The 18266-nt window shown below is 71.8% G+C and carries 16 protein-coding genes; 8 read left to right on the top strand and 8 right to left on the bottom strand.

All coding sequences use genetic code 11. The features are described from left to right. Positions 1-826: 826 nt before the first annotated feature. Together BM290_RS13900 and BM290_RS13895 are read right to left on the bottom strand one after the other, a co-directional pair. Positions 827-1726: a peptidylprolyl isomerase gene (locus tag BM290_RS13900; RefSeq protein ID WP_093613934.1), complete on the bottom strand. Its 900-nt coding sequence runs from the start codon at positions 1724-1726 to the stop codon at positions 827-829. Between the two features lie 20 nt (positions 1727-1746). Then, positions 1747-2628 (bottom strand): peptidylprolyl isomerase, encoded by an 882-nt coding sequence (locus BM290_RS13895; RefSeq protein WP_093613932.1) that lies wholly within the window; start codon positions 2626-2628, stop codon positions 1747-1749. Between the two features lie 189 nt (positions 2629-2817). Here BM290_RS13895 and BM290_RS13890 point away from each other — a divergent pair, with 189 nt between their 5' ends. The 8 genes from BM290_RS13890 (at position 2818) to BM290_RS13855 (ending at position 13367) form a co-directional block, all read left to right on the top strand. Continuing rightward, positions 2818-3516 (top strand): MBL fold metallo-hydrolase, encoded by a 699-nt coding sequence (locus BM290_RS13890; RefSeq protein ID WP_093613930.1) that lies wholly within the window; start codon positions 2818-2820, stop codon positions 3514-3516. Positions 3517-3529: 13 nt separating this feature from the next. Then, positions 3530-4840, top strand: coding sequence for a histidine--tRNA ligase (gene hisS, locus BM290_RS13885; RefSeq protein ID WP_093613928.1), 1311 nt, complete (start codon positions 3530-3532; stop codon positions 4838-4840). Between the two features lie 37 nt (positions 4841-4877). Then, entirely contained in the window at positions 4878-5807 is a 930-nt protein-coding gene (locus BM290_RS13880; protein ID WP_093613926.1) for an acyl-ACP desaturase, read from the top strand. Between the two features lie 54 nt (positions 5808-5861). Then, positions 5862-6668, top strand: a complete 807-nt coding sequence (locus BM290_RS13875) for a cyanophycinase (protein WP_239144075.1) — start codon at positions 5862-5864, stop codon at positions 6666-6668. Further along, the gene (gene cphA / locus BM290_RS13870; RefSeq protein WP_093613922.1) at positions 6665-9394 is read left to right on the top strand and encodes a cyanophycin synthetase; all 2730 of its coding nucleotides are present in this window, start codon (positions 6665-6667) and stop codon (positions 9392-9394) included. Before BM290_RS13875 ends, cphA begins: the two co-directional genes overlap by 4 nt. A 363-nt stretch (positions 9395-9757) precedes the next feature. Continuing rightward, positions 9758-11755 (top strand): serine/threonine-protein kinase, encoded by a 1998-nt coding sequence (locus BM290_RS13865; RefSeq protein WP_093613920.1) that lies wholly within the window; start codon positions 9758-9760, stop codon positions 11753-11755. 245 nt (positions 11756-12000) lie between these two features. Beyond that, the gene (locus tag BM290_RS13860; RefSeq protein WP_093613918.1) at positions 12001-12255 is read left to right on the top strand and encodes a hypothetical protein; all 255 of its coding nucleotides are present in this window, start codon (positions 12001-12003) and stop codon (positions 12253-12255) included. A 209-nt stretch (positions 12256-12464) separates the two neighbouring features. Continuing rightward, positions 12465-13367, top strand: a complete 903-nt coding sequence (locus BM290_RS13855) for a sigma-70 family RNA polymerase sigma factor (protein ID WP_093613916.1) — start codon at positions 12465-12467, stop codon at positions 13365-13367. Between the two features lie 92 nt (positions 13368-13459). Here the strand turns inward: BM290_RS13855 and BM290_RS13850 are convergent, their stop codons facing one another. The 6 genes from BM290_RS13850 to BM290_RS13825 form a co-directional block, all read right to left on the bottom strand. Further along, complete coding sequence (locus tag BM290_RS13850; protein ID WP_093613914.1) at positions 13460-14209, bottom strand: urease accessory protein UreD; 750 nt, start codon at positions 14207-14209, stop codon at positions 13460-13462. 1 nt (position 14210) lies between these two features. Next, positions 14211-14909: an urease accessory protein UreG gene (gene ureG, locus BM290_RS13845; protein ID WP_093613912.1), complete on the bottom strand. Its 699-nt coding sequence runs from the start codon at positions 14907-14909 to the stop codon at positions 14211-14213. Between the two features lie 80 nt (positions 14910-14989). After that, entirely contained in the window at positions 14990-15634 is a 645-nt protein-coding gene (locus BM290_RS13840) for an urease accessory protein UreF (RefSeq protein WP_093613910.1), read from the bottom strand. Positions 15635-15733: 99 nt separating this feature from the next. Beyond that, on the bottom strand, positions 15734-17452 hold the full coding sequence (locus BM290_RS13835; RefSeq protein ID WP_093613908.1) for an urease subunit alpha: 1719 nt from the start codon (positions 17450-17452) through the stop codon (positions 15734-15736). After that, positions 17449-17856: an urease subunit beta gene (locus tag BM290_RS13830; RefSeq protein ID WP_093613906.1), complete on the bottom strand. Its 408-nt coding sequence runs from the start codon at positions 17854-17856 to the stop codon at positions 17449-17451. Before BM290_RS13830 ends, BM290_RS13835 begins: the two co-directional genes overlap by 4 nt. Then, a complete protein-coding gene (locus BM290_RS13825) occupies positions 17853-18155 on the bottom strand; it encodes an urease subunit gamma (RefSeq protein ID WP_093613904.1) in 303 nt (100 codons plus the stop codon). Before BM290_RS13825 ends, BM290_RS13830 begins: the two co-directional genes overlap by 4 nt. Between the last annotated feature and the right edge of the window lie 111 nt (positions 18156-18266).

Genomic DNA, 18266 nt, shown 5'->3' with positions numbered 1-18266 from the left:
ACTATCGCGTATATGAATCGCATGCCCTTGTACAGCGTTCAGCACTGCTCCCCCGAGCTAATTTGAAATGCATTAACGAAAGGACTCCCGCTAATGCCGTCGTAACATACGGTTGGCTCGTTGTGCCGCGCAACCCCGCTTTCTCTGCAACGCCCGTCGATCACCGCTCCACATCCAGTCCGGCGGCGGTGAAGGCTACAGGTATTGATGCAGGTCAGATGCCCTTCGGTGGTCACTTCCGGCACTGTCAGGCGTCCAGTGCCGGGTGCCGTCATTGTCGCTTTGTGGCATTGATCACGAGTCGGCAGAGCGGTCCCGGTGGCCGGGAAGGGGGCAGCCGTTGGCGGCCCTGGCAGTTCCCGCGGCGGCGAAACCGGACAACGGGCGCCCGCACAGCCGGACAGTGAGGCGCCCGCGCAGGGGGTGAGAACGCAATTCGGCCTGCCCGATGGGCGGGAGTTCCATTCTTCCAGCAGGCTGGAAGAATATTTCTGCCGATGAGCGCGCGATTGCGGTCCGTCCTACTGGACCTGCTGCCCGCTGCCTCCAGCGGTTGGCCGCACCAAGGGGGCGGGCACCCCGTCGCGGTGGTGCACCGCGGATCAGGCGGCCATGGGAAGCGGGCTGAACGGCTGCACGGTGATCAGCGGCGATCGCAGCCGGGGCCTCGGGCCCTCGGCTCATGGTCTGTCGGAAAGGCACCCGGGCGCGCTGTCCAGCCGTTGGCCTCCAGCGCGAGGGGGTGTACCTGAATATCTTGATGAAGATGCCGGAAGGCCCGGGAGTCCCTCCGGACTCCCGGGCCTTCCGGCTGGGTGCGTGAGCGTCAGGCTGCGGTGAGCGTCATCGTCTTGATGACGACCTCGGTCTTCGGGCGGCCGCCGCCGGGGTTGGGTTCGAAGGCGCCGTCGTCGCCGGCCTTGACCACGTTGCGGACGATGTCCAGGCCCTTGTTGATGGTGCCGAGGAGCGTGTAGTTGGCCGGGAGCACGGTGTCCTCGGAGCAGATGAAGAACTGGCTGCCGGTGCTGCCGGGCTGGCCGGTGTTGGCCATCGCGATCGAGCCCGCCGGGTACGGCTTCTCCGCGTTGGTCGGCAGGTTCTCCTCGACCATGGTGTAGCTCGGCCCGCCGGTGCCGTCGGTGTCGCGGTAGCCCGCACCGGTGGCGAACGGGTCGCCGCACTGGAGGACCTTGAAGCCGTCCTTGTTGACCAGCCGGTGGCACTTGGTGTTGTCGAGGAACTTCTTCTCGGCCAGGTGCTTGAAGCTGGCGCCGGTGCACGGCGCCTTGCTCAGGTCGATGTCGGCCGAGATGGCGCCGAGGTTGGTCTCGAAGGTCAGAGTGGTCTTGCCGGTGTTGGGCACGTTGACCGGCGGGAGGCCGACGTCCTTGACCTTGCCGCCGCCACCCTCGGCGGCGGACGGCGTCCAGACGCAGTTGACAGTGCCGGGGCCGGCCGGGGGCAGGTTCGCCGCGGGGTCTGCGCCGGTGCTGGCGGACGGGTCCGGGGAGGCGGTCGTCTCGGTGCCCTTGTCGTCCTTCAGCGCCTGGACGATGAAGAAGGCGGCGCCGGCGATCACCACGACCGCGAGGGCCGAGCCGATGATCGCCTGCCGCTGCCGGCGCTTCCGGGCGGACGAGGCTCGCTCGGCCATCTCCTTCTCGAGGCGGGCCCGCGCCGCCGCGCGCTGCCGGTCCTTCGTCGACGACACGGTCTCCTCCATGCTGCTGTCTCTACCTTCGCTCACGACTGGGCGCCTGTCGACGGAGCAGCGCTGGCGGCGGCGGAAGGCGCCGTGCCGGTGGCTGCCGTACCGACGGTCAGTGTCTTGATGGTGATCTTGTCCTTGGGTTTGACCTTGTCGCCCGCGCTGTTCTCCACCGTCTCGATCTTGGCGATGGCGGCGAGGGTGTCCAGGCCGCCGGTGACCTTGCCGAGGATCGAGTACTGCGGGTCAGCGGTGGCGAAGTCCTTGTGGAAGATCAGGAACTGGCTGCCGTTCACGCCCTTGGGGTTGCCGAGGACGGCGACGGTGCCCTTGGGGTAGAGCACTGTGGCGGGCGCCGCCGAGGCGCTCGGCTCCGGGGTGGGGGCGAGCGGCGGGTTCTCGTCGTAGTAGCTGTACGTCGGCCCGCCCTGCCCGGTGCCGCTCGGGTCACCGCAGCGCAGCGCGCCCTCGGTGGTGAGCTCGTGGCACTCGGTGTTGTCGAAGAACTGCTTGCCCGCCAGGTACGAGAAACTGGCGGCGGCGCACTTCGACGCGGTCACGTCGACGTCGACCACGATCGGGGCACCCTTGTCGGTGGTGATCGTCATGGTCTCGGTGCCGGAGTCGGGCAGGCCGGTGGTCGGCGGGGTGCCGACGTTCTTGAGGTCGGCGTTGCTCTCCACGCTCAGCGGTGTCCACAGGCACTGGTCGAGCGCGCTGGTGTCGGCCGGGGTGTCCGCGTCGTCGAAGGCGCCACCGATCCAGGCGCCGCCCGCGGCGATGAGCAGGACCGCGAGGGTCGCGCCGACGCCCGCCGTGATCCGGCGACGGCGGCGTTCACGCTCGGCCCGGCGGGCCTGCTGCCGGTCGAATTTGGCCCGCGCGAGCTTGCGCTGCCGGTCCTTGCTGGAAGCCACCGAACGCTGTCCTTCCCTGCCTGGAATCACAGGAACGCCTGCCCGGAATCACAGGAGCCCCTCTGCATGTCAAGGGGTGCGGCACGCCACACGCCCGCAAGAGTGTACGGGTACCTCCTGAGAAAGTGGCGTGCGCCCGCCCGGCTACTCTCGTTACGATTCGCACCCGATCGCTGAGAGGTTGCCACCGTGCTCGTCACCGGCTTTCCGGCCCAGGCCTTCGGCACCAACTGCTATGTGGTGGCCGCCGGTCCGGGGGAGCAGTGCCTGGTGGTCGACCCGGGCATCGGGGTGCTCGACCAGCTCGAGGAGACCCTGGCGCAGCACCGTCTGTCGCCGGCCGCGGTCCTGCTGACGCACGGGCACCTGGATCACACGTTCTCGGTGGCGCCGGTCTGCGGGGCGCGGGGCATCACGGCCTATGTGCACCCCGGCGACCGGGAGATGCTGGCCGATCCGGCGAAAGGCCTGAGCGCCGACCTGACCTCGATGTTCGGCGGCCGCCTGCCCTACACCGAGCCGGACGACGTGGCGGAGCTGGCCGACGGCGCGGTCCTCACCATCGCGGGCATCGAGGTGACGGTCGACCACGCGCCGGGCCATACCGGCGGGTCGGTGCTGTTCCGCCTGCCGGGCGCGAGCTCCTCGTGGGATGCCGAGGAGCTCTGTCTCTCCGGGGACGTGCTCTTCGCGGGCTCGATCGGGCGCACCGACCTGCCGGGTGGCAGCACCCCGACGATGATGGCCAGCCTGCGGGACAAGGTCCTGCCGCTGGCCGACGACACCGTCGTGCTGCCCGGCCACGGACCGGCCACCACCATCGGCCGTGAGCGCGCGTCGAACCCGTACCTCCGGGATCTGATCGCCGCGCCCGGTCGCTTCCTGTAGAAGAGAGCGAAAAGTGCCCATTTCCGGCTTCCCCGAGTGGCTGCCGTCCCAGCGCATCATCGAGCAGCAGGTGCTCGACAAGATCCGATCGACCTTCGAGCTGTACGGTTACGCCTCCCTCGAGACGCGGGCCGTCGAGCCGCTGGACACCCTGCTCAGCAAAGGTGAGACCTCGAAGGAGGTCTACCTGCTGCACCGCCTCCAGGAGGAGGAGAACGCGAAGCGCGAGGACCAGCTCGGTCTGCACTTCGACCTGACCGTCCCGTTCGCACGATTCGTCGTGGAGAACAACGGCAAGCTGCAGTTCCCGTTCAAGCGCTACCAGATCCAGAAGGTGTGGCGTGGTGAGCGCCCGCAGGAGGGCCGCTATCGCGAGTTCCTGCAGGCCGACATCGACGTGGTGAACCGGGACACCCTGCCGTTCCACTTCGACACCGAGATGCCCCTGGTGATCGGCGACGTCTTCCGGTCGTTGCCGATCCCGGAGGCGACGATCCTGGTCAACAACCGCAAGGTCTGCGAGGGCTTCTACCGCGGCCTCGGGCTCGCCGACACGGCGCAGGTGCTGCGTACGGTCGACAAGCTCGACAAGATCGGTCCGGAGAAGGTGGCCGCCGCCCTGGTGGAGACGGCCGGCGCCACCGACGCCCAGGCCGCCGCGTGCCTGGCGCTCGCGGAGATCTCGACGACCGACGGCTCGTTCGCCGACCGGGTGCGTGCGCTCGGGGTCACCGATCCGCTGCTCGACGAGGGTCTGGCCGAGTTGCTGCAGGTGGTCGAGACGGCGAACGAGCACGCGCCGGGCCTGGTCCGCGCCGAGCTCAAGATCGCCCGTGGGCTCGACTACTACACCGGCACGGTCTACGAGACGATGCTGAAGGGCTACGAGCGGTTCGGCTCGATCACCTCCGGCGGCCGTTACGACAACCTGGCCTCGGTGGGCAACACCCGGTTCCCGGGCGTCGGCATCTCGATCGGTGTGTCCCGCCTGCTCGGCCTGCTCTTCGGCCAGGACGCGCTGACCGTCTCCCGGTCCGTCCCGACCTGTGTGGTGGTCGCGCTGGCCAGTGACGACCGGCGGGTGGAGTGCGACCGGATCGCGTCCGCGCTGCGCCGCCGCGGCATCGCGACCGAGGTGGCGCCGACGGCGGCGAAATTCGGCAAGCAGATCCAGTACGCCGATCGCCGTGGCATCCCGTACGTCTGGTTCCCCGGGGAGCCGGACACGGTCAAGGACATCCGCTCCGGGGAGCAGGTGGAGGCCGACGCGGCCACGTGGGCGCCCCCGGCCGCCGACCTCCACCCGAACGTGTCGGCGCGCTGACGCTGCGTAAACCTGGTCCGGCGGTTACCGTGAGCGGATGCCGCTGGACCAGACCGCGCTGCTGATCGAGCTGGAGCCGGTCGTCGCCACCAACCTCGACCGGCACCTGGCGCTCGCCAAGGAGTGGTTCCCGCACGAGTACGTGTCGTGGAGCGAGGGCCGCACCTTCGACGGGCTGCTGGACGGGGAGCCGTGGCGGCCGGACGACTCGAAGCTGCCGGACGTGGCGCGGACGGCACTGATCGTCAACCTGCTGACCGAGGACAACCTGCCCTCGTACCACCATGAGATCGCCACGCTCTTCGGCCGGGACGGCGCCTGGGGCACCTGGGTGCACCGGTGGACGGCGGAGGAGGGGCGGCACGGCATCGCCAGCCGCGACTACCTGACCGTCACCCGCGGCGTGGACCCGGTGGAGCTGGAGCGGGCCCGGATGGAGCACATGCAGTCCGGGTACGTGAACGTCAACGGCCACGAGGTGATGCACTCCCTCGCCTACGTGGCGTTCCAGGAGCTGGCCACCCGTATCTCACACCGCAACACCGGCAAGGCGACCGGCGACCCGATCGCCGAGCAGCTGCTGGCCCGGGTGGCGGCGGACGAGAACCTGCACATGGTCTTCTACCGCAACCTGCTCGCGGCGGCCTTCGAGCTGGCGCCGGACCAGGCGATGCGGGCGGTCGCGAACGTGACGGCGAACTTTCAGATGCCGGGGGCCAACATCGCCGGGTTCGGCCGTAAGGCGGTCCTGATCGCGCTGGCCGGCATCTACGACCTGCGTCAGCACCGCGACGAGGTGCTCCAGCCGGTGCTGCGCCAGTGGAACGTCTGGGACCGTACCGATCTGCGGGGTGACGGCGAGCGGGCCCGGGAGGAGCTGGCCGAGCGGATGAGCCTGCTGGAGACGCAGGCGGCGCGGTTCGAGGAGAAGCGCGAGGCCCGGCGGAAGAGGCACGGCGAAAGCTGAGCCGCATTCGTATTGACCGGATGTTTCGGTTTTGTTCCGATTAATCTCAGCAGTGTGGAGGGGAACAGCCGACTGTTGATCATGGGCGGCGCCGCCGGTCCCGCCCTGCTCGGCCGGTTCGTCGAACTGGCCGGGGCGGCCGCCGCGCGGATCGTGGTGATCGCGACGGCCAGCGAGTCCCCGGAGGCGACCGGTACGGCGTACCGCGAAAGGTTCGAAGATCTCGGCGCCGGCGTGGTCCGGGCCCTGCCGCTCGCCCGCCGTGCCGACGCGAACGCCCCGGAGACCGCGGCCGTGCTGCGCGAGGCCACCGGCGTCTTCTTCACCGGCGGTGACCAGGAGCGCATCATCGCCGTCCTGGGTGGCACCGCCGTCGACACCCTCCTGCACGCGCTGGTCGGCGAGGGCCGGGTGGTCCTGGGCGGGACGAGCGCGGGAGCGGCGATGATGTCCGCCACCATGATCACCGGCGGGGACCGCCCCGGCGTGGCCGCGGACAGCGTGCGCACCGGGCCGGGCCTGGAATTCCTGCCGTGTGTGCTGATCGACCAGCATTTCGCCGAGCGGGGCCGGCTGAACCGGCTGCTCAGCGCGGTCGCCCGCTACCCCCATGAGCTGGGCGTGGGCATCGACGAGGACACCGCCATCCTGACCGGAGGCGACAGTTTCGAGGTCCTCGGCAATGGAGCGGTGACGGTGGTCGACGCCGGCGCCGCCACCGACATCCGGGTTCCGCCGTCCGGGCCGATCGTGCTCGCCGGCGCCCGGATCCACGTGCTGCCGGCCGGCTGCACCTTTCACCTCACGGGCCGCCGACCCGTCACCGGCCCGCCTTCCCCAGAACGGGAACGAGCCGCATGAAGATCGAAAGCCTGCGCCGTCTGCGCGGCCCCAACGTCTACCTCTCCCGGCCCGCCGTGGTGGCCCGGCTCCTCCTCGGCGACCTGGCCGGAGTCGAGACCGCCGACGTCACCGGGTTCACCGAGCGCCTGCTGCGGGCGATGCCCGGCCTCGCCGAGCACCACTGTGCCGCCGGTGTGCCGGGCGGCTTCGTCAGCCGGCTGCGCGGCGGCACCTATTTCGGGCACGTCAGCGAGCACGTGGCCATCGAGCTGTCCCAGCTGATCGGCCGGGAGGTCAGCTTCGGCCGGACGGTCGGCGCCGGGGAGACCGGCGTCTACGACGTGATCCTGGAGTGCCCGGTCGACGAGTCGTCCGAGTCGCCGGTGCCCGGTGAGCTGTTCCAGGCCGCGATCGACCTGGTCCTCGAGGTCCACCGGGGCGCCGGGCCGTCCGCCGCCGTGCTGTCGCGCCGGCTCACCGGCCTCGCCGAGCTGGCCGAGCGGGAGGCCACCGGGCCCAGCACCCGGTCGATCATCACTGCCGCCCGCCGCCGCGGCATCCCGGTGGAGCGCTTCGACGACCTCAGCCTGCTCCGGCTCGGCTGGGGCCACCGGCGGCGGCTGGCGTGGGCCGCGATGACCGACCGGACCAGCGCGGTCGGCGTGGACATCGCCGGGGACAAGCACGTCACCCGGCGGCTGCTCGACGAGGCCGGCATCCCGGTCGCCCCGGGCGGCGCCGCGGCCACCGTGCAGGAGGCTCTGCGGCTGTTCGCCGAGCTGGAGACGCCGGTGGTGGTGAAGCCCCGGCACGGCCGGCAGGGCCGCGATGTGGCCCTGCATCTGACCACTCCGGACGAGGTGGCCGAGGCGTTCGCCGCGATCGGGGGCGAGGCCGTGGTGGAGCAGCAGCTCGACGGCAGCGACTACCGGGTGCTGGTGGTCTCCGGCGAGGTGGTGGCGGCCGCCGAGCGGGTGGCCGCGCACGTCGTCGGCGACGGCACGGCCACCGTCGCCGAGCTGGTCGACCGGGTCAACGCCGACCCGCGGCGCGGGGTCGGGCACTCCCGGGTGCTCACCCGGATCGATCTGGACGACGCCACCGACCGGGTGCTGCGGCGCGCCGGGCTGACCCGCGCGTCGGTTCCGGCCGGCGGTGAGACGGTGTGGCTGCGCGACACCGCGAACCTGTCCACCGGCGGGACCAGCCGGGACGTCACCGACCAGGTGCACCCGGACGTGACCCGCCTGTGCCAGCGGATCGTCGCCCTGACCGGCCTGGACATCGCCGGCATCGACCTGCGGCTGCCGGACATCGGCGACGCGCTGCAGCCCGGCACCGAGCCGGTCACCGCCGGGGTGATCGAGGTCAACGCCGTGCCGGGGCTGCGCATGCACCTGGCGCCCGCGCACGGCCGGCCCCGGGACGTGGGCGACGCGATCGTCCGGGCGATGTTCCCCGGCGGCTCGGACGGGCGGATCCCGGCCGTGGCGGTCACCGGCACCAACGGCAAGACCACTGTCACCCGGCTGATCGCCCACCTGCTCTCCGGCAGCGGGCTGCGGGCCGGGGTGGCCAGCACCGACGGGGTGGTGATCGACGGGCGTACGGTCCAGGTCGCCGACGCCACCGGCCCGCGCTCGGCGCAGATGGTGCTGGGCGACCCGCACGTCGAGGTGGCGGTGCTCGAGACGGCCCGTGGCGGACTGCTCCGGCGCGGGCTGGGATACGACTGGTCGGACGTCGGGGTGATCACCAACATCACCGCCGACCACCTCGGCCAGGACGGGCTGGACTCGGTGGAGGATCTGGCGCACGTCAAGGCGGTGGTGGCCGAGCGGGTCCGCGACGGCGGGACGCTGGTGCTCAACGCCGACGACCCGTGGGTCCGCAGCATCGCCGACCGGCCCCGGGTGCGGGCCGACCGCAAGCGGCTGATCTGGTTCTCGGTGGACGCGCAGAGCCCGGTGCTGACCGAGCACCTGGCCCGGGGCGGGGCGGCCTACGTGCTGCACGACGGCTGGCTGGTGCAGGCCACCGGGGCGCGGCGGATGCCGCTGCTGCGGGTGGCCGAGGTGCCGGGGGCGTACGGGGGAGCGGCCCTGCACGTGGCGGCCAACGCGCTCGCCGCGATCGCCGCCGCCCGCGCGCTCGGCGCCCGCCCGGAGAGCCTGGCCGACCGGCTCGCCGAGTTCGACCCGGCGGTGGCGAACCCGGGCCGGGGCACCCTGTTCCGGCTGGGTGAGGTCTCGCTGTTCGTGGACTACGCGCACAATCCGGCCGCGCTGGCCGCCACGCTGCGCACCCTGCACCGGCTGTGGGGCCCGGAGCGCTGCGTGGCGGCGGTGACGCTGCCCGGCGACCGGCGGGACGACCTGCTGGCGGCCTCGGCCCAGGTGCTGGCCGACGGCCTGACCCGGGTGGTGCTCTACGACGACGCCGACTCGCGGGGCCGGGCGCCCGGCGAGGTGTCCGGGCTGGTCGAGCGGGAGATGCGGGCCCGTCGCCCGAAGCTGACCGCGGTCCGGGCGGACGGCTTCCGGGACGCCGTGACCGCGGCGCTGCGGCTGGCCGTGCCGGGCGAGGTGGTGCTGGTGATTTACGAGAAGTGGGCGCCGATGCGGGCCTGGCTGGCCGAGCTGGGCGCCACCCCGGCCGCCGGGACGCCGGTGCGGGCCGGAGTGGCGGCGTTGCCGTCCCGGCATCCGGCACTGCGGCGCACCGGAGCACCCGTTCGCGGTTGACAGATCATGGACAGATTTGATCTCTCTCTGTAGTGATCCATTGACCTTGTGTGAGTCTCTCCGTCGTGGACTCACCCGATTGGTTGAGAACGAAAGTTCTGACGAAGCGGGCATTACCTACCTCGTCGGTCACGCTCCGCGCCTGAGGTCCCTCGAAAGGGGGGATCGAGCGCCCCGACGCAGGGTGATGACGCGCAGGTCGGCCGCATGGTGATGGGTCGAACTGGCGGCTGATAGGGACTAACATCCTCGCCGTCGATGGGGGATGCTCGGAGTCCGATGGTCGGGCCCGACTCGCCCGGCGTCGGACGGCATGGCGGTGCGGTCCGGCGTTTTCCTCTTGAAGCGCGCATGTGGGGGCACATGAGCACGGCGGACCTGCCCGGTTCGGGATTGCTCGCCGGTCGATACCGACTGGTCGAGCGTCTCGGCGCCGGCGGGATGTCAGTGGTGTGGCGAGGGTTCGACGAGGTCCTCGGGCGTCAGGTCGCGGTCAAGGTCCTGCCGCCGTCGACGAGCGCCGACCCGTCGTTCCGTCGCCGGCTTCGGGCGGAGGCCCAGGCCGCGGCACGGCTCACCCATCCGCACATCACCAATGTGTACGACTACGGCGAGGCGACCACTGCCGACGGTGAGCCGGTGCCGTACGTCGTGATGGAGCTGGTCGACGGTGAGTCGCTGGCCGCCGTCCTGGCCCGGGTGCGGACGCTGCCGTGGCCCACCGCGGCCCGGATCGCCGCCGAGGTCGCCGCGGCCCTGGCCTCGGCCCACTCCCGGGGCATCGTGCACCGTGACGTGACCCCGGCCAACGTCATGCTCACCCCGTCCGGCGCCAAGGTGGTCGACTTCGGCATCTCGGCCCTGATCGGGGAGAACGACACCGACCCCGACGGCAGCCTGATGGGCACTCCGGCCTACCTCGCCCCCGAGCGGCTGGAGGGTGGCCAGGTCAGCCCGGCCACCGACGTCTACGCGGTCGGCCTGCTGATCTACCGGATGCTGATCGGCCAGCTCCCGTGGGACGTCGGCACCACCACCGCCCTGCTGCGCGCCCATCAGTATGTGGAGCCCGAGCCGCTGCCCCCGGTGGACGGCCTGCCCCACTCGGTCGACGCGCTGATCGCCCGCTGCCTGGAGAAGCACCCCGGCGACCGGCCGTCCAGCGCCGAGCTGGCCGGCGCGCTGGCCACCATCTCGGCCGGCGCGCCCCTGATCACCTCCGGGTTCGAGGCGGACTGGGAGGACGGCGAGGACACCTTCATCCTGCCCTCCGGCTACCCCTATTCCGGGTTCGGCCCGGCGGCCGCGGCGGCGAGCGTGGCGGCGGGCGAGCGGCCCACCGTGGGCGCGGACGCGACGACCGCCCCGGAGCCGGCCCAGCAGCTCGCCTCGGCCGCGAGCGGGCCGGTCGCGGTGTCGTCCGCGATGGCCTCCGGGCGTGTCCCCTCGTCTCCTCCTCCGCCGTTGCGGCACGGCGCCGGTGGCCCGGCCTCGGCGCCGCCGGCCGGACGCCCCGGCAAGCATGCCCGCAACGGGATCCGGCGGGTCGTGGTGGTGGCCGGCACGGTCGCCGTGCTGAGCGCCCTCACCTACGGCTGGACGGCTCTGGGTCAACCGCGGACCACCAAGCCGGAGGCCGGGGTGACGCCGCCGCCGGGCCCGGCCGTCGTCCCGGTGTCGGGCGAGTGCGTGGTCAGCTACGCGGTCTGGTCGGACGACGGGGTCAAGTTCAAGGCGCAGGTGACCCTCGCCAACCGGGGCGACGTCCCGTTCGACAAGTGGAACCTGTGGTTCCTGATGAACGGTGACCAGACGCTCTCCGGCAACGGCAAGCTCGCCCTCAGCCAGCAGGACCGGGTCGTCCAGGTGTCCTCGAAGGCGCCGATCGATCCGCAGCGCACCACCACCATGCAGATCACCGGGCGCTACAGCGAGAGCAACGCGGCGCCGATGGTCTTCAAGCTCAACAACAAGACCTGCGAGACGTATGTGTCGGACGAGCCCGGCAAGCCGTCCCTGCCGGTCGAGCACCTGGAGAACGGCGACGTCCGCTTCGGTGACCCGGTGACCTCGCCGGGCATCTCGATCGGCCCGAGCGGCAACGTGATCATCAGGCCCGTGCCGTCGGGGAGCCAGACCTCCAAGCCGGTGGTCGACCCGCTCCCGGGGACGAGCAGCTCGACGACCGGCGGCGGCACCTCGACGTCGCCCACCCCGATCCCGCCGTCGCTGCCCCCGTCGGCGGCGCCCAGCAGCGAGAACCCGGGGGTCGGCGAGACGACGACCACGTACACCCCACCGGCGTCGCAGAACGACGACTGCGACGTGGACGTCGACGTCTGCCCGATCACCGGGTCGTAGGAACGGCGGGCCGGTACACCCGATCGGCGGCGGAAAACCAGAGGCCGAAGGTCTGACCGCCGCGTTACGGTGGACTCAGACCGACAGGCGCTTCTGCTCCGATCCGGGAGTCCGGATTGCGGCACTTTGGCACGGCGTGGCTGCCGGCCCGTTTGGCACCCGAGCGGATGATGGGCGAGAGCCCGGGTACGTCGTGGTGTCAGCCGAGTTCAAGCAGGTCGTCGACATCGGGGAGTTCGACAGAAATGATCAGCACAGCAGTGAAGGATCTGGCCGCCGAGGCGCTTTTCGTCTCGTACCTCCAGCCGTCCCAGAGCCCCTCCCGGGTGGCGGTGCAGGAGGCGATCACCGCGATGATCCTGAGGTATGGCAGTGACGGGTGTGCCGCCGGTGTGGCGGAGGAGTTCGGCCATCACCCGGAGTGCGCGGTGCAGCGGATGGTGTGGGTGCACGAGGAGCTGGCCGAGGTGCCGGCGTTGCGGGCCCCGGTGCTGCACTGACGTCCCCTTTTACCGAACCCGGCCGTGTGCAGCGGCCGGGTTCCGTGTTTAAACCCGGTTGGTCCGTGGTGGTCCTCTCAGGCCTGAGGTTTTTCATGAAAAAACTCCACAAAAGCAACCAAGTTCGGCTGACGCTGCACCCGTAGGCGGCCACTGTTCTTCTCGTAAGCCGGTTTCACCAGCCGGTTAGTACCAGCGAGGAGGACTACGTGACCACCACGACCGAACTCCCCGCCACCATCGGCATGATCCACGACGCGCCGTCCGCGCGGGACATCGAGGACCTGATCCGCGAGAACATGCCGATGGTTGGCCACCTGGTCCGGGAATTGCTCAACCGGGTGCCCGGCCACGTCCACGCAGATGACCTCTCGTCGGCCGGCTTCGCGGCCCTGCTCGGCGCGGCCCGCTCCTTCGACGTGACCCGAGGGATTCCCTTCCACCGCTTCGCCGCCGTCCGGATCCGGGGCGCGCTGCTCGACGAGCTCCGCGGGCAGGACTGGGCCAGCCGATCGGTGCGGGCCCGTGCCCGGCGTGCCGCCACCGCGCGTCAGGAGCTCACCGCGGCGCTCGGCCGGACACCCAGCGACGCCGAAGTGGCCGAGATGCTCGGCATCGGCGTCAACGAGCTGGCCAGCGTCGAGGACGACGTGCAGAAGGCCTCCCTGCTCAGCCTCCAGGGATTCCCCACCGGAGCGGCCGAGGAGATGGTGCCGGAGACCTCCGAGGGGCCCGAGGACCTGCTGCTCAAACGGGAGCGCCTCGGATACCTCCACCAGGCCATCCAGGCGCTGCCGGAACGCCTGCGCCAGGTGGTGCAGGAGTCGTTCCTGCAGGAACAGCCGCTCAGCGAGGTGGCGGCCCGGCTCGGTGTCACCGAGTCCCGGATCTCCCAGCTGCGTACCGAGGCGCTGCGGCTGCTCCGCGAGGGCCTGAACAGCTCCCTCGCGCCGGAGCTGCTCACCGTGGCGGCCGGCGGCCCGCGAACCCGCAAGGGCTGCCTGCAACGACGCCGCAGCGAGTACTTCGCGAAGGTCGCCCAACAGGGCAGCCTGCACACCCGGCTGGCGCTGACCGACAGCCACGGCGTGCCGATAGCGGTCGCCGCCTGAGAGAACACCCCGGGATCCAGCCGCGAGACGGAGGACGGCCGGTCACGGCCGTCCTCGCTCCCGGAGATCCATCAGGGGTACGGCCGACCGGCTCACACCAGCGCAAGAGGCGCGAGCGCCGCACCGCACCACGGGTCGAGCGCCGCCTTCACCTGCCGGATGTCCTCGCCCACGGCGGTCGCCAGCACACCCGGCCCGGCCAGCCGCATCGACGCGGCGTCCGCCCCCACCACCGGCGGCCCCGGCAGTTGCGGGCCGGCCGCGACCACCGTGCCGATCGCCCGCCCGCCACCGAGCACCGCGGCGCCGTCCCAGCCCGGAGCGCCCGGACCGACCGCCAGCTCGTGCCGGTAGAGGGCGACCCCGGCGTACCGGATCAGGGTGTCCGCCCGAACCGCGCCGGACGCCTCCCGGTGCCGCCCGCAGACCAGATCGTCGCGCCACAGCAGCGTTCCGCCCTCGGCCACGTCGACCCGCGTCACCACGTCGTGGTCACAGCCCGCCGCCGCGATCAGCGGCTCCGGCAGCCACCGCAGCGTGCCGCCGGCCGCCACCGACGCGGTGACGGTGAGCCGGGACGGCGGCGCCGGCCGGCCGGGCAGCGCCAGCGACGCCGCCACGCTGAGCATCTCCAGCCGGGCGCCCGGCCCCACCACCACGTCGAGCCGCAGCTCGTCGCCGCGCAACGGCCCGGCCGCGCCGCCGACCAGGTGCACGGTCACCCCGCCGCCGGCCGGCCGCCCGGTGCGGCGCAGCAGCAGCGGCGACTCCCCGCGCAGCACGGCGAGCCGGGTCCCGCCCCGCCCGTCGCTCTCCGCGACGACCCTGGCTTCCGCCCGCACCTCAGACCCGGGCCGCGACCAGGCCGCGGATCCAGTCGGCCACCGGGGTGGCCTGCTTGTCCTCGGCCAGCGACAGGAAGACCGTGGGCAGCTCGTGCCGCCGCGCCTTCGCGTCGCGGTCCATCACCGACAGGTCGGCGCCGACCATCGGGGCCAGATCCGTCTTGTTGATCACGAGCAGGTCGGCGGTCGTCACGCCCGGACCGCCCTTGCGCGGCACCTTGTCCCCGCCGGACACGTCGACGACGAAGATCTGCTGGTCGATCAGGCCCTTGCTGAAGGTGGCGGTCAGGTTGTCGCCGCCGCTCTCCACCAGCACCAGGTCCAGCGGGCCGAGCTTCTCCTCGAGATCCTCGACGGCGTCCAGGTTCGCCGAGATGTCGTCACGGATCGCCGTGTGCGGGCAGCAGCCGGTCTCCACGGCGCGGATCCGTTCGGCCGGCAGGACACCGTTGCGCAGCAGGAAGTCGGCGTCCTCGGTGGTGTAGATGTCGTTGGTCACGACCGCGAGGCGGATCTCCTCGCCGAGGGCCCGGCACAGCGCCGCGACCAGGGCGGTCTTGCCCGACCCGACCGGCCCGCCGATGCCGATGCGCAGCGCGCGCGGCCCGCCCGCCAATGGCGTGTGCGGGTCGACACCCGGATCCGGGTGAGTGTGCGGGACCTCGTCGGGGCCGTGCTCGTGCAGTTCAGGGTGCATGGTTCTCCTGCCCTTCAGGTTGCGGGGGCTGATCAGCCTCGTCGTCCCGGGCGAACTCGTTGTCTCCGGGCGAGCTCGTCTCAGGAGGCGAAGAGGCGGACCTCCCAGGTGGCGTGGTGCTCGGCGCCGATGTCGAGCAGTGGAGCGCCCGCGGCCGGCAGCTCGTCGACCGGGTCGCCGGACCGGGCGGCCGCGACCGCCGCGATCCGGTCACATTCCGGAGCCAACCGGGCCAGCAGGGCGTGCACGGCGTACGGGTCGAGGCCGAGGAGCCGGACCGCCGCGCTCGCCGAGCCGGTGGTCGTGCCATGTGCCGCGGCGACCGCCGCCTCGACCGGTGTCAGCCCCGCGGCCGCCGCGAGCGCGCCGAGCGCTACCGGCTGGTGCGGTTCCCGGCCGATCGCGGGGACCGGCCACATCGCCCGGCCGGCCCGCAGCAGCGCCCGGCCCTGCGCCCGCGAGGCCCGGCGCAGCGCGGGCGACGGCGTGCGGGCGTCCAGGCCGACATCCAGCTCGGCGGCGCGCCCGGTGTCGGCGCACGCCGCCGCAGCGAACGCCGCCGACACCAGACCACCGGTGGCGAGTCTGCCGCGCAGGAAACCGTCCAGCCCGTCGACGTCCCGGACCCGTCCCGCGGCGATCTGCGGCTCCAGCCCGCCGGAGTGCGCGTGGCCACCGGAGGGCAGCCGTCCGTCGGCGAGCAGCAGCAGGGTGGCGAGGCTCATGCCGCCGCTGGTCCGGCGTGCGCGGTCGTCGTCCCGGCGTCCGCCGTCGTCCTGGCCCGGCGGAGGGCCGGCGCGGGCATGGCAGAACAGGAAGTCATGTCAGAACAGGAAGTAGCGCTGGGCCATCGGCAGGACGTCGACCGGGTCCGGTTCGATGACCTGGCCGTCGATGCGTACCTCGAAGGTGTCGGCTTTGACCTCGATGCGGGGCATCGCGTCGTTCAGCGGCATGTCCGCCTTGCCGACCGAGCGGGTGTCACCGACCGGGACCAGCGCCCGCTTCACCCCGATCCGGTCGCTGAGCAGCGCGTCGATGGCGGCCGGCGCGACGAACGCGAGGGACGTCTGCGCCGGGACCACGCCGTAGGCGCCGAACATCGGCCGGGGCAGCATCGGCTGCGGCGTGGGGATCGAGGCGTTCGCGTCGCCCATCTGCGCGCTCGCGATCATGCCGCCCTTGAGGACGACCGCCGGGCGTACCCCGAAGAAGGCCGGGTCCCAGAGGACCAGGTCGGCGAGCTTGCCGACCTCGACCGAGCCGACCTGGGCGTCCATGCCGTGAGCCCGGGCCGGGCAGATCGTGTACTTCGCGACGTACCGTTTGGCGCGGTTGTTGTCCGCGGCGCCGTCGCCCGGCAGGGCGCCGACACGGGCCTTCATCACGTGCGCGGTCTGCCAGGTACGGGTGACGACCTCACCCACCCGCCCCATGGCCTGCGAGTCCGACCCGATCATCGAGATGGCGCCCAGGTCGTGCAGGTAGTCCTCGGCGGCCATGGTGGACGGCCGGATCCGGCTCTCGGCGAACGCCAGGTCCTCCGGCACCGACGAGTTCAGGTGGTGACAGACCATCAGCATGTCCAGGTGCTCGCTGAGGGTGTTGCGGGTGTACGGGCGGGTCGGGTTGGTCGACGACGGCAGGATGTTCGGGTGTGACGCGACGGTGATGATGTCCGGCGCGTGCCCGCCACCGGCCCCTTCGGTGTGATACGCGTGGATCGAGCGCCCGGCGATGGCCCGCAGCGTCTCCTCGACGAACCCGGCCTCGTTCAGCGTGTCGGTGTGGATCGCCACCTGCACCCCGGACGCGTCGCACACCCGCAGGCAGGCGTCGATCGCTGCGGGTGTGGTGCCCCAGTCCTCGTGCAGCTTGAAACCGCCGGCGCCGCCGCGCAGCTGCTCCCACATCGACTCGGCGGACATCGTGTTGCCCTTGCCGAGCAGCAGCACGTTGATCGGCCAGGAGTCCAGGGACTCCAGCATCCGGGCCAGGTGCCAGGCGTTCGGGGTGACGGTGGTGGCCTTGGTGCCCTCGTCGGGCCCGGTGCCGCCGCCGATGATGGTGGTGATGCCGGCGGCGAGCGCGGTGTCCAGGATGGTCGGGCTGATCAGGTGCACGTGGCTGTCGATCGCGCCGGCCGTGAGGATCTTGCCGTTGCCGGCCAGGATCTGCGTGCCCGGGCCGATGACCAGATCGGGGTGCACCCCGTCCATGGTGTCCGGGTTGCCGGCCTTGCCGATGGCGGCGATCCGGCCGTCGCGGATGCCGACGTCGGCCTTGACGATGCCCCAGTGGTCGAGGACGACGACACCGGTGATGACGGTGTCCGGGGCGCCCTCGGCGCGGGTGGCCCGGCCCTGGCCCATCGACTCGCGGATCACCTTGCCGCCGCCGAAGACGACCTCGTCGCCGGGGACCGGGCCGGAGCTGCGGTCCTCCTCGATCTCGATCAGCAGGTTGGTGTCGGCGAGCCGGATCCGGTCACCCTTGGTGGGCCCGAGCAGCGCCGCATAGCGGCCGCGGTCCAGGAAGGTCATCGGGGGCTCCCGTTGTGCTCGCCCTCGCCGGTGTCCTCGTCGAGGGAGCCGGCCGGCTCGATGTCGGTGGGGTCCGGCTCGGCCGGGGGCGGCGGCTGGTCGAGCGGGCCGCTGGCCAGGCCGCGCAGGCCGGGCACGACGCGGTTGCCGGCGAGCGCCACGAGGGTGATGTCGCGGGGGATGCCGGGCTCGAAACGGACCGACGTGCCGGCCGGGATCGCGAGCCGGTGGCCCCAGGCGGCGGCCCGGTCGAACTCCAGGGCCGCGTTGGACTCGGCGAAGTGGAAGTGCGAGCCGACCTGCACCGGGCGGTCGCCGGTGTTGCGTACCGTCAGATCGATGGTCGGACGCCCGGCGTTGATCTCGATGTCGCCGTCGCCGAAGAGGACCTCGCCGGGGATCACGAGATCGGCCCGTGGACGGTGACGAGCTTGGTGCCGTCCGGGAAGGTCGCCTCCACCTGCACCTCGGCCAGCATCTCCGGCACGCCCTCGAGGACGTCGTCGCGGGTGAGCACACGACGGCCGGCGTCCATCAGCTCCGCGACGGTCCGCCCGTCGCGCGCCCCCTCCAGCAGGAAGGCGGTGATGATCGCGGCGGCCTCCGGGTAGTTGAGGCGCAGGCCCCGGTCGCGGCGTCGCTGGGCGACGTCGGCCGCGACGTGGATGAGCAGGCGTTCCTGCTCGTGCTGGCTGAGGAACAAAGGGACCTCCTGCTGATCGCGCCACGGAATGCTCGCAGGTGGAAGTTTCGGACGTGTAACCCCTGGACTGATCAAAACATGGAACGGCCCCGCCACCCGGTGCTTCCGTGG

It is taken from the genome of Actinoplanes philippinensis, from assembly GCF_900113015.1.
GTDB classification, from domain to species: domain Bacteria; phylum Actinomycetota; class Actinomycetes; order Mycobacteriales; family Micromonosporaceae; genus Actinoplanes; species Actinoplanes philippinensis.
The sequence above is the reverse complement of the archived record's forward strand: the minus strand, read 5'-3'. Positions and strand labels throughout refer to the sequence as shown.

What these genes read in the sequence shown, in the direction of transcription:
- BM290_RS13835 (WP_093613908.1), bottom strand. Translation starts at nt 17,452, where the DNA reads ATGACCTTCCTGGACCGCGGCCGCTATGCGGCGCTGCTCGGGCCCACC.
- BM290_RS13840 (WP_093613910.1), bottom strand. Translation starts at nt 15,634, where the DNA reads ATGAGCCTCGCCACCCTGCTGCTGCTCGCCGACGGACGGCTGCCCTCC.
- ureG (WP_093613912.1), bottom strand. Translation starts at nt 14,909, where the DNA reads ATGCACCCTGAACTGCACGAGCACGGCCCCGACGAGGTCCCGCACACT.
- BM290_RS13880 (WP_093613926.1), top strand. Translation starts at nt 4,878, where the DNA reads ATGCCGCTGGACCAGACCGCGCTGCTGATCGAGCTGGAGCCGGTCGTC.
- cphA (WP_093613922.1), top strand. Translation starts at nt 6,665, where the DNA reads ATGAAGATCGAAAGCCTGCGCCGTCTGCGCGGCCCCAACGTCTACCTC.
- BM290_RS13900 (WP_093613934.1), bottom strand. Translation starts at nt 1,726, where the DNA reads ATGGAGGAGACCGTGTCGTCGACGAAGGACCGGCAGCGCGCGGCGGCG.
- BM290_RS13865 (WP_093613920.1), top strand. Translation starts at nt 9,758, where the DNA reads ATGAGCACGGCGGACCTGCCCGGTTCGGGATTGCTCGCCGGTCGATAC.
- BM290_RS13860 (WP_093613918.1), top strand. Translation starts at nt 12,001, where the DNA reads ATGATCAGCACAGCAGTGAAGGATCTGGCCGCCGAGGCGCTTTTCGTC.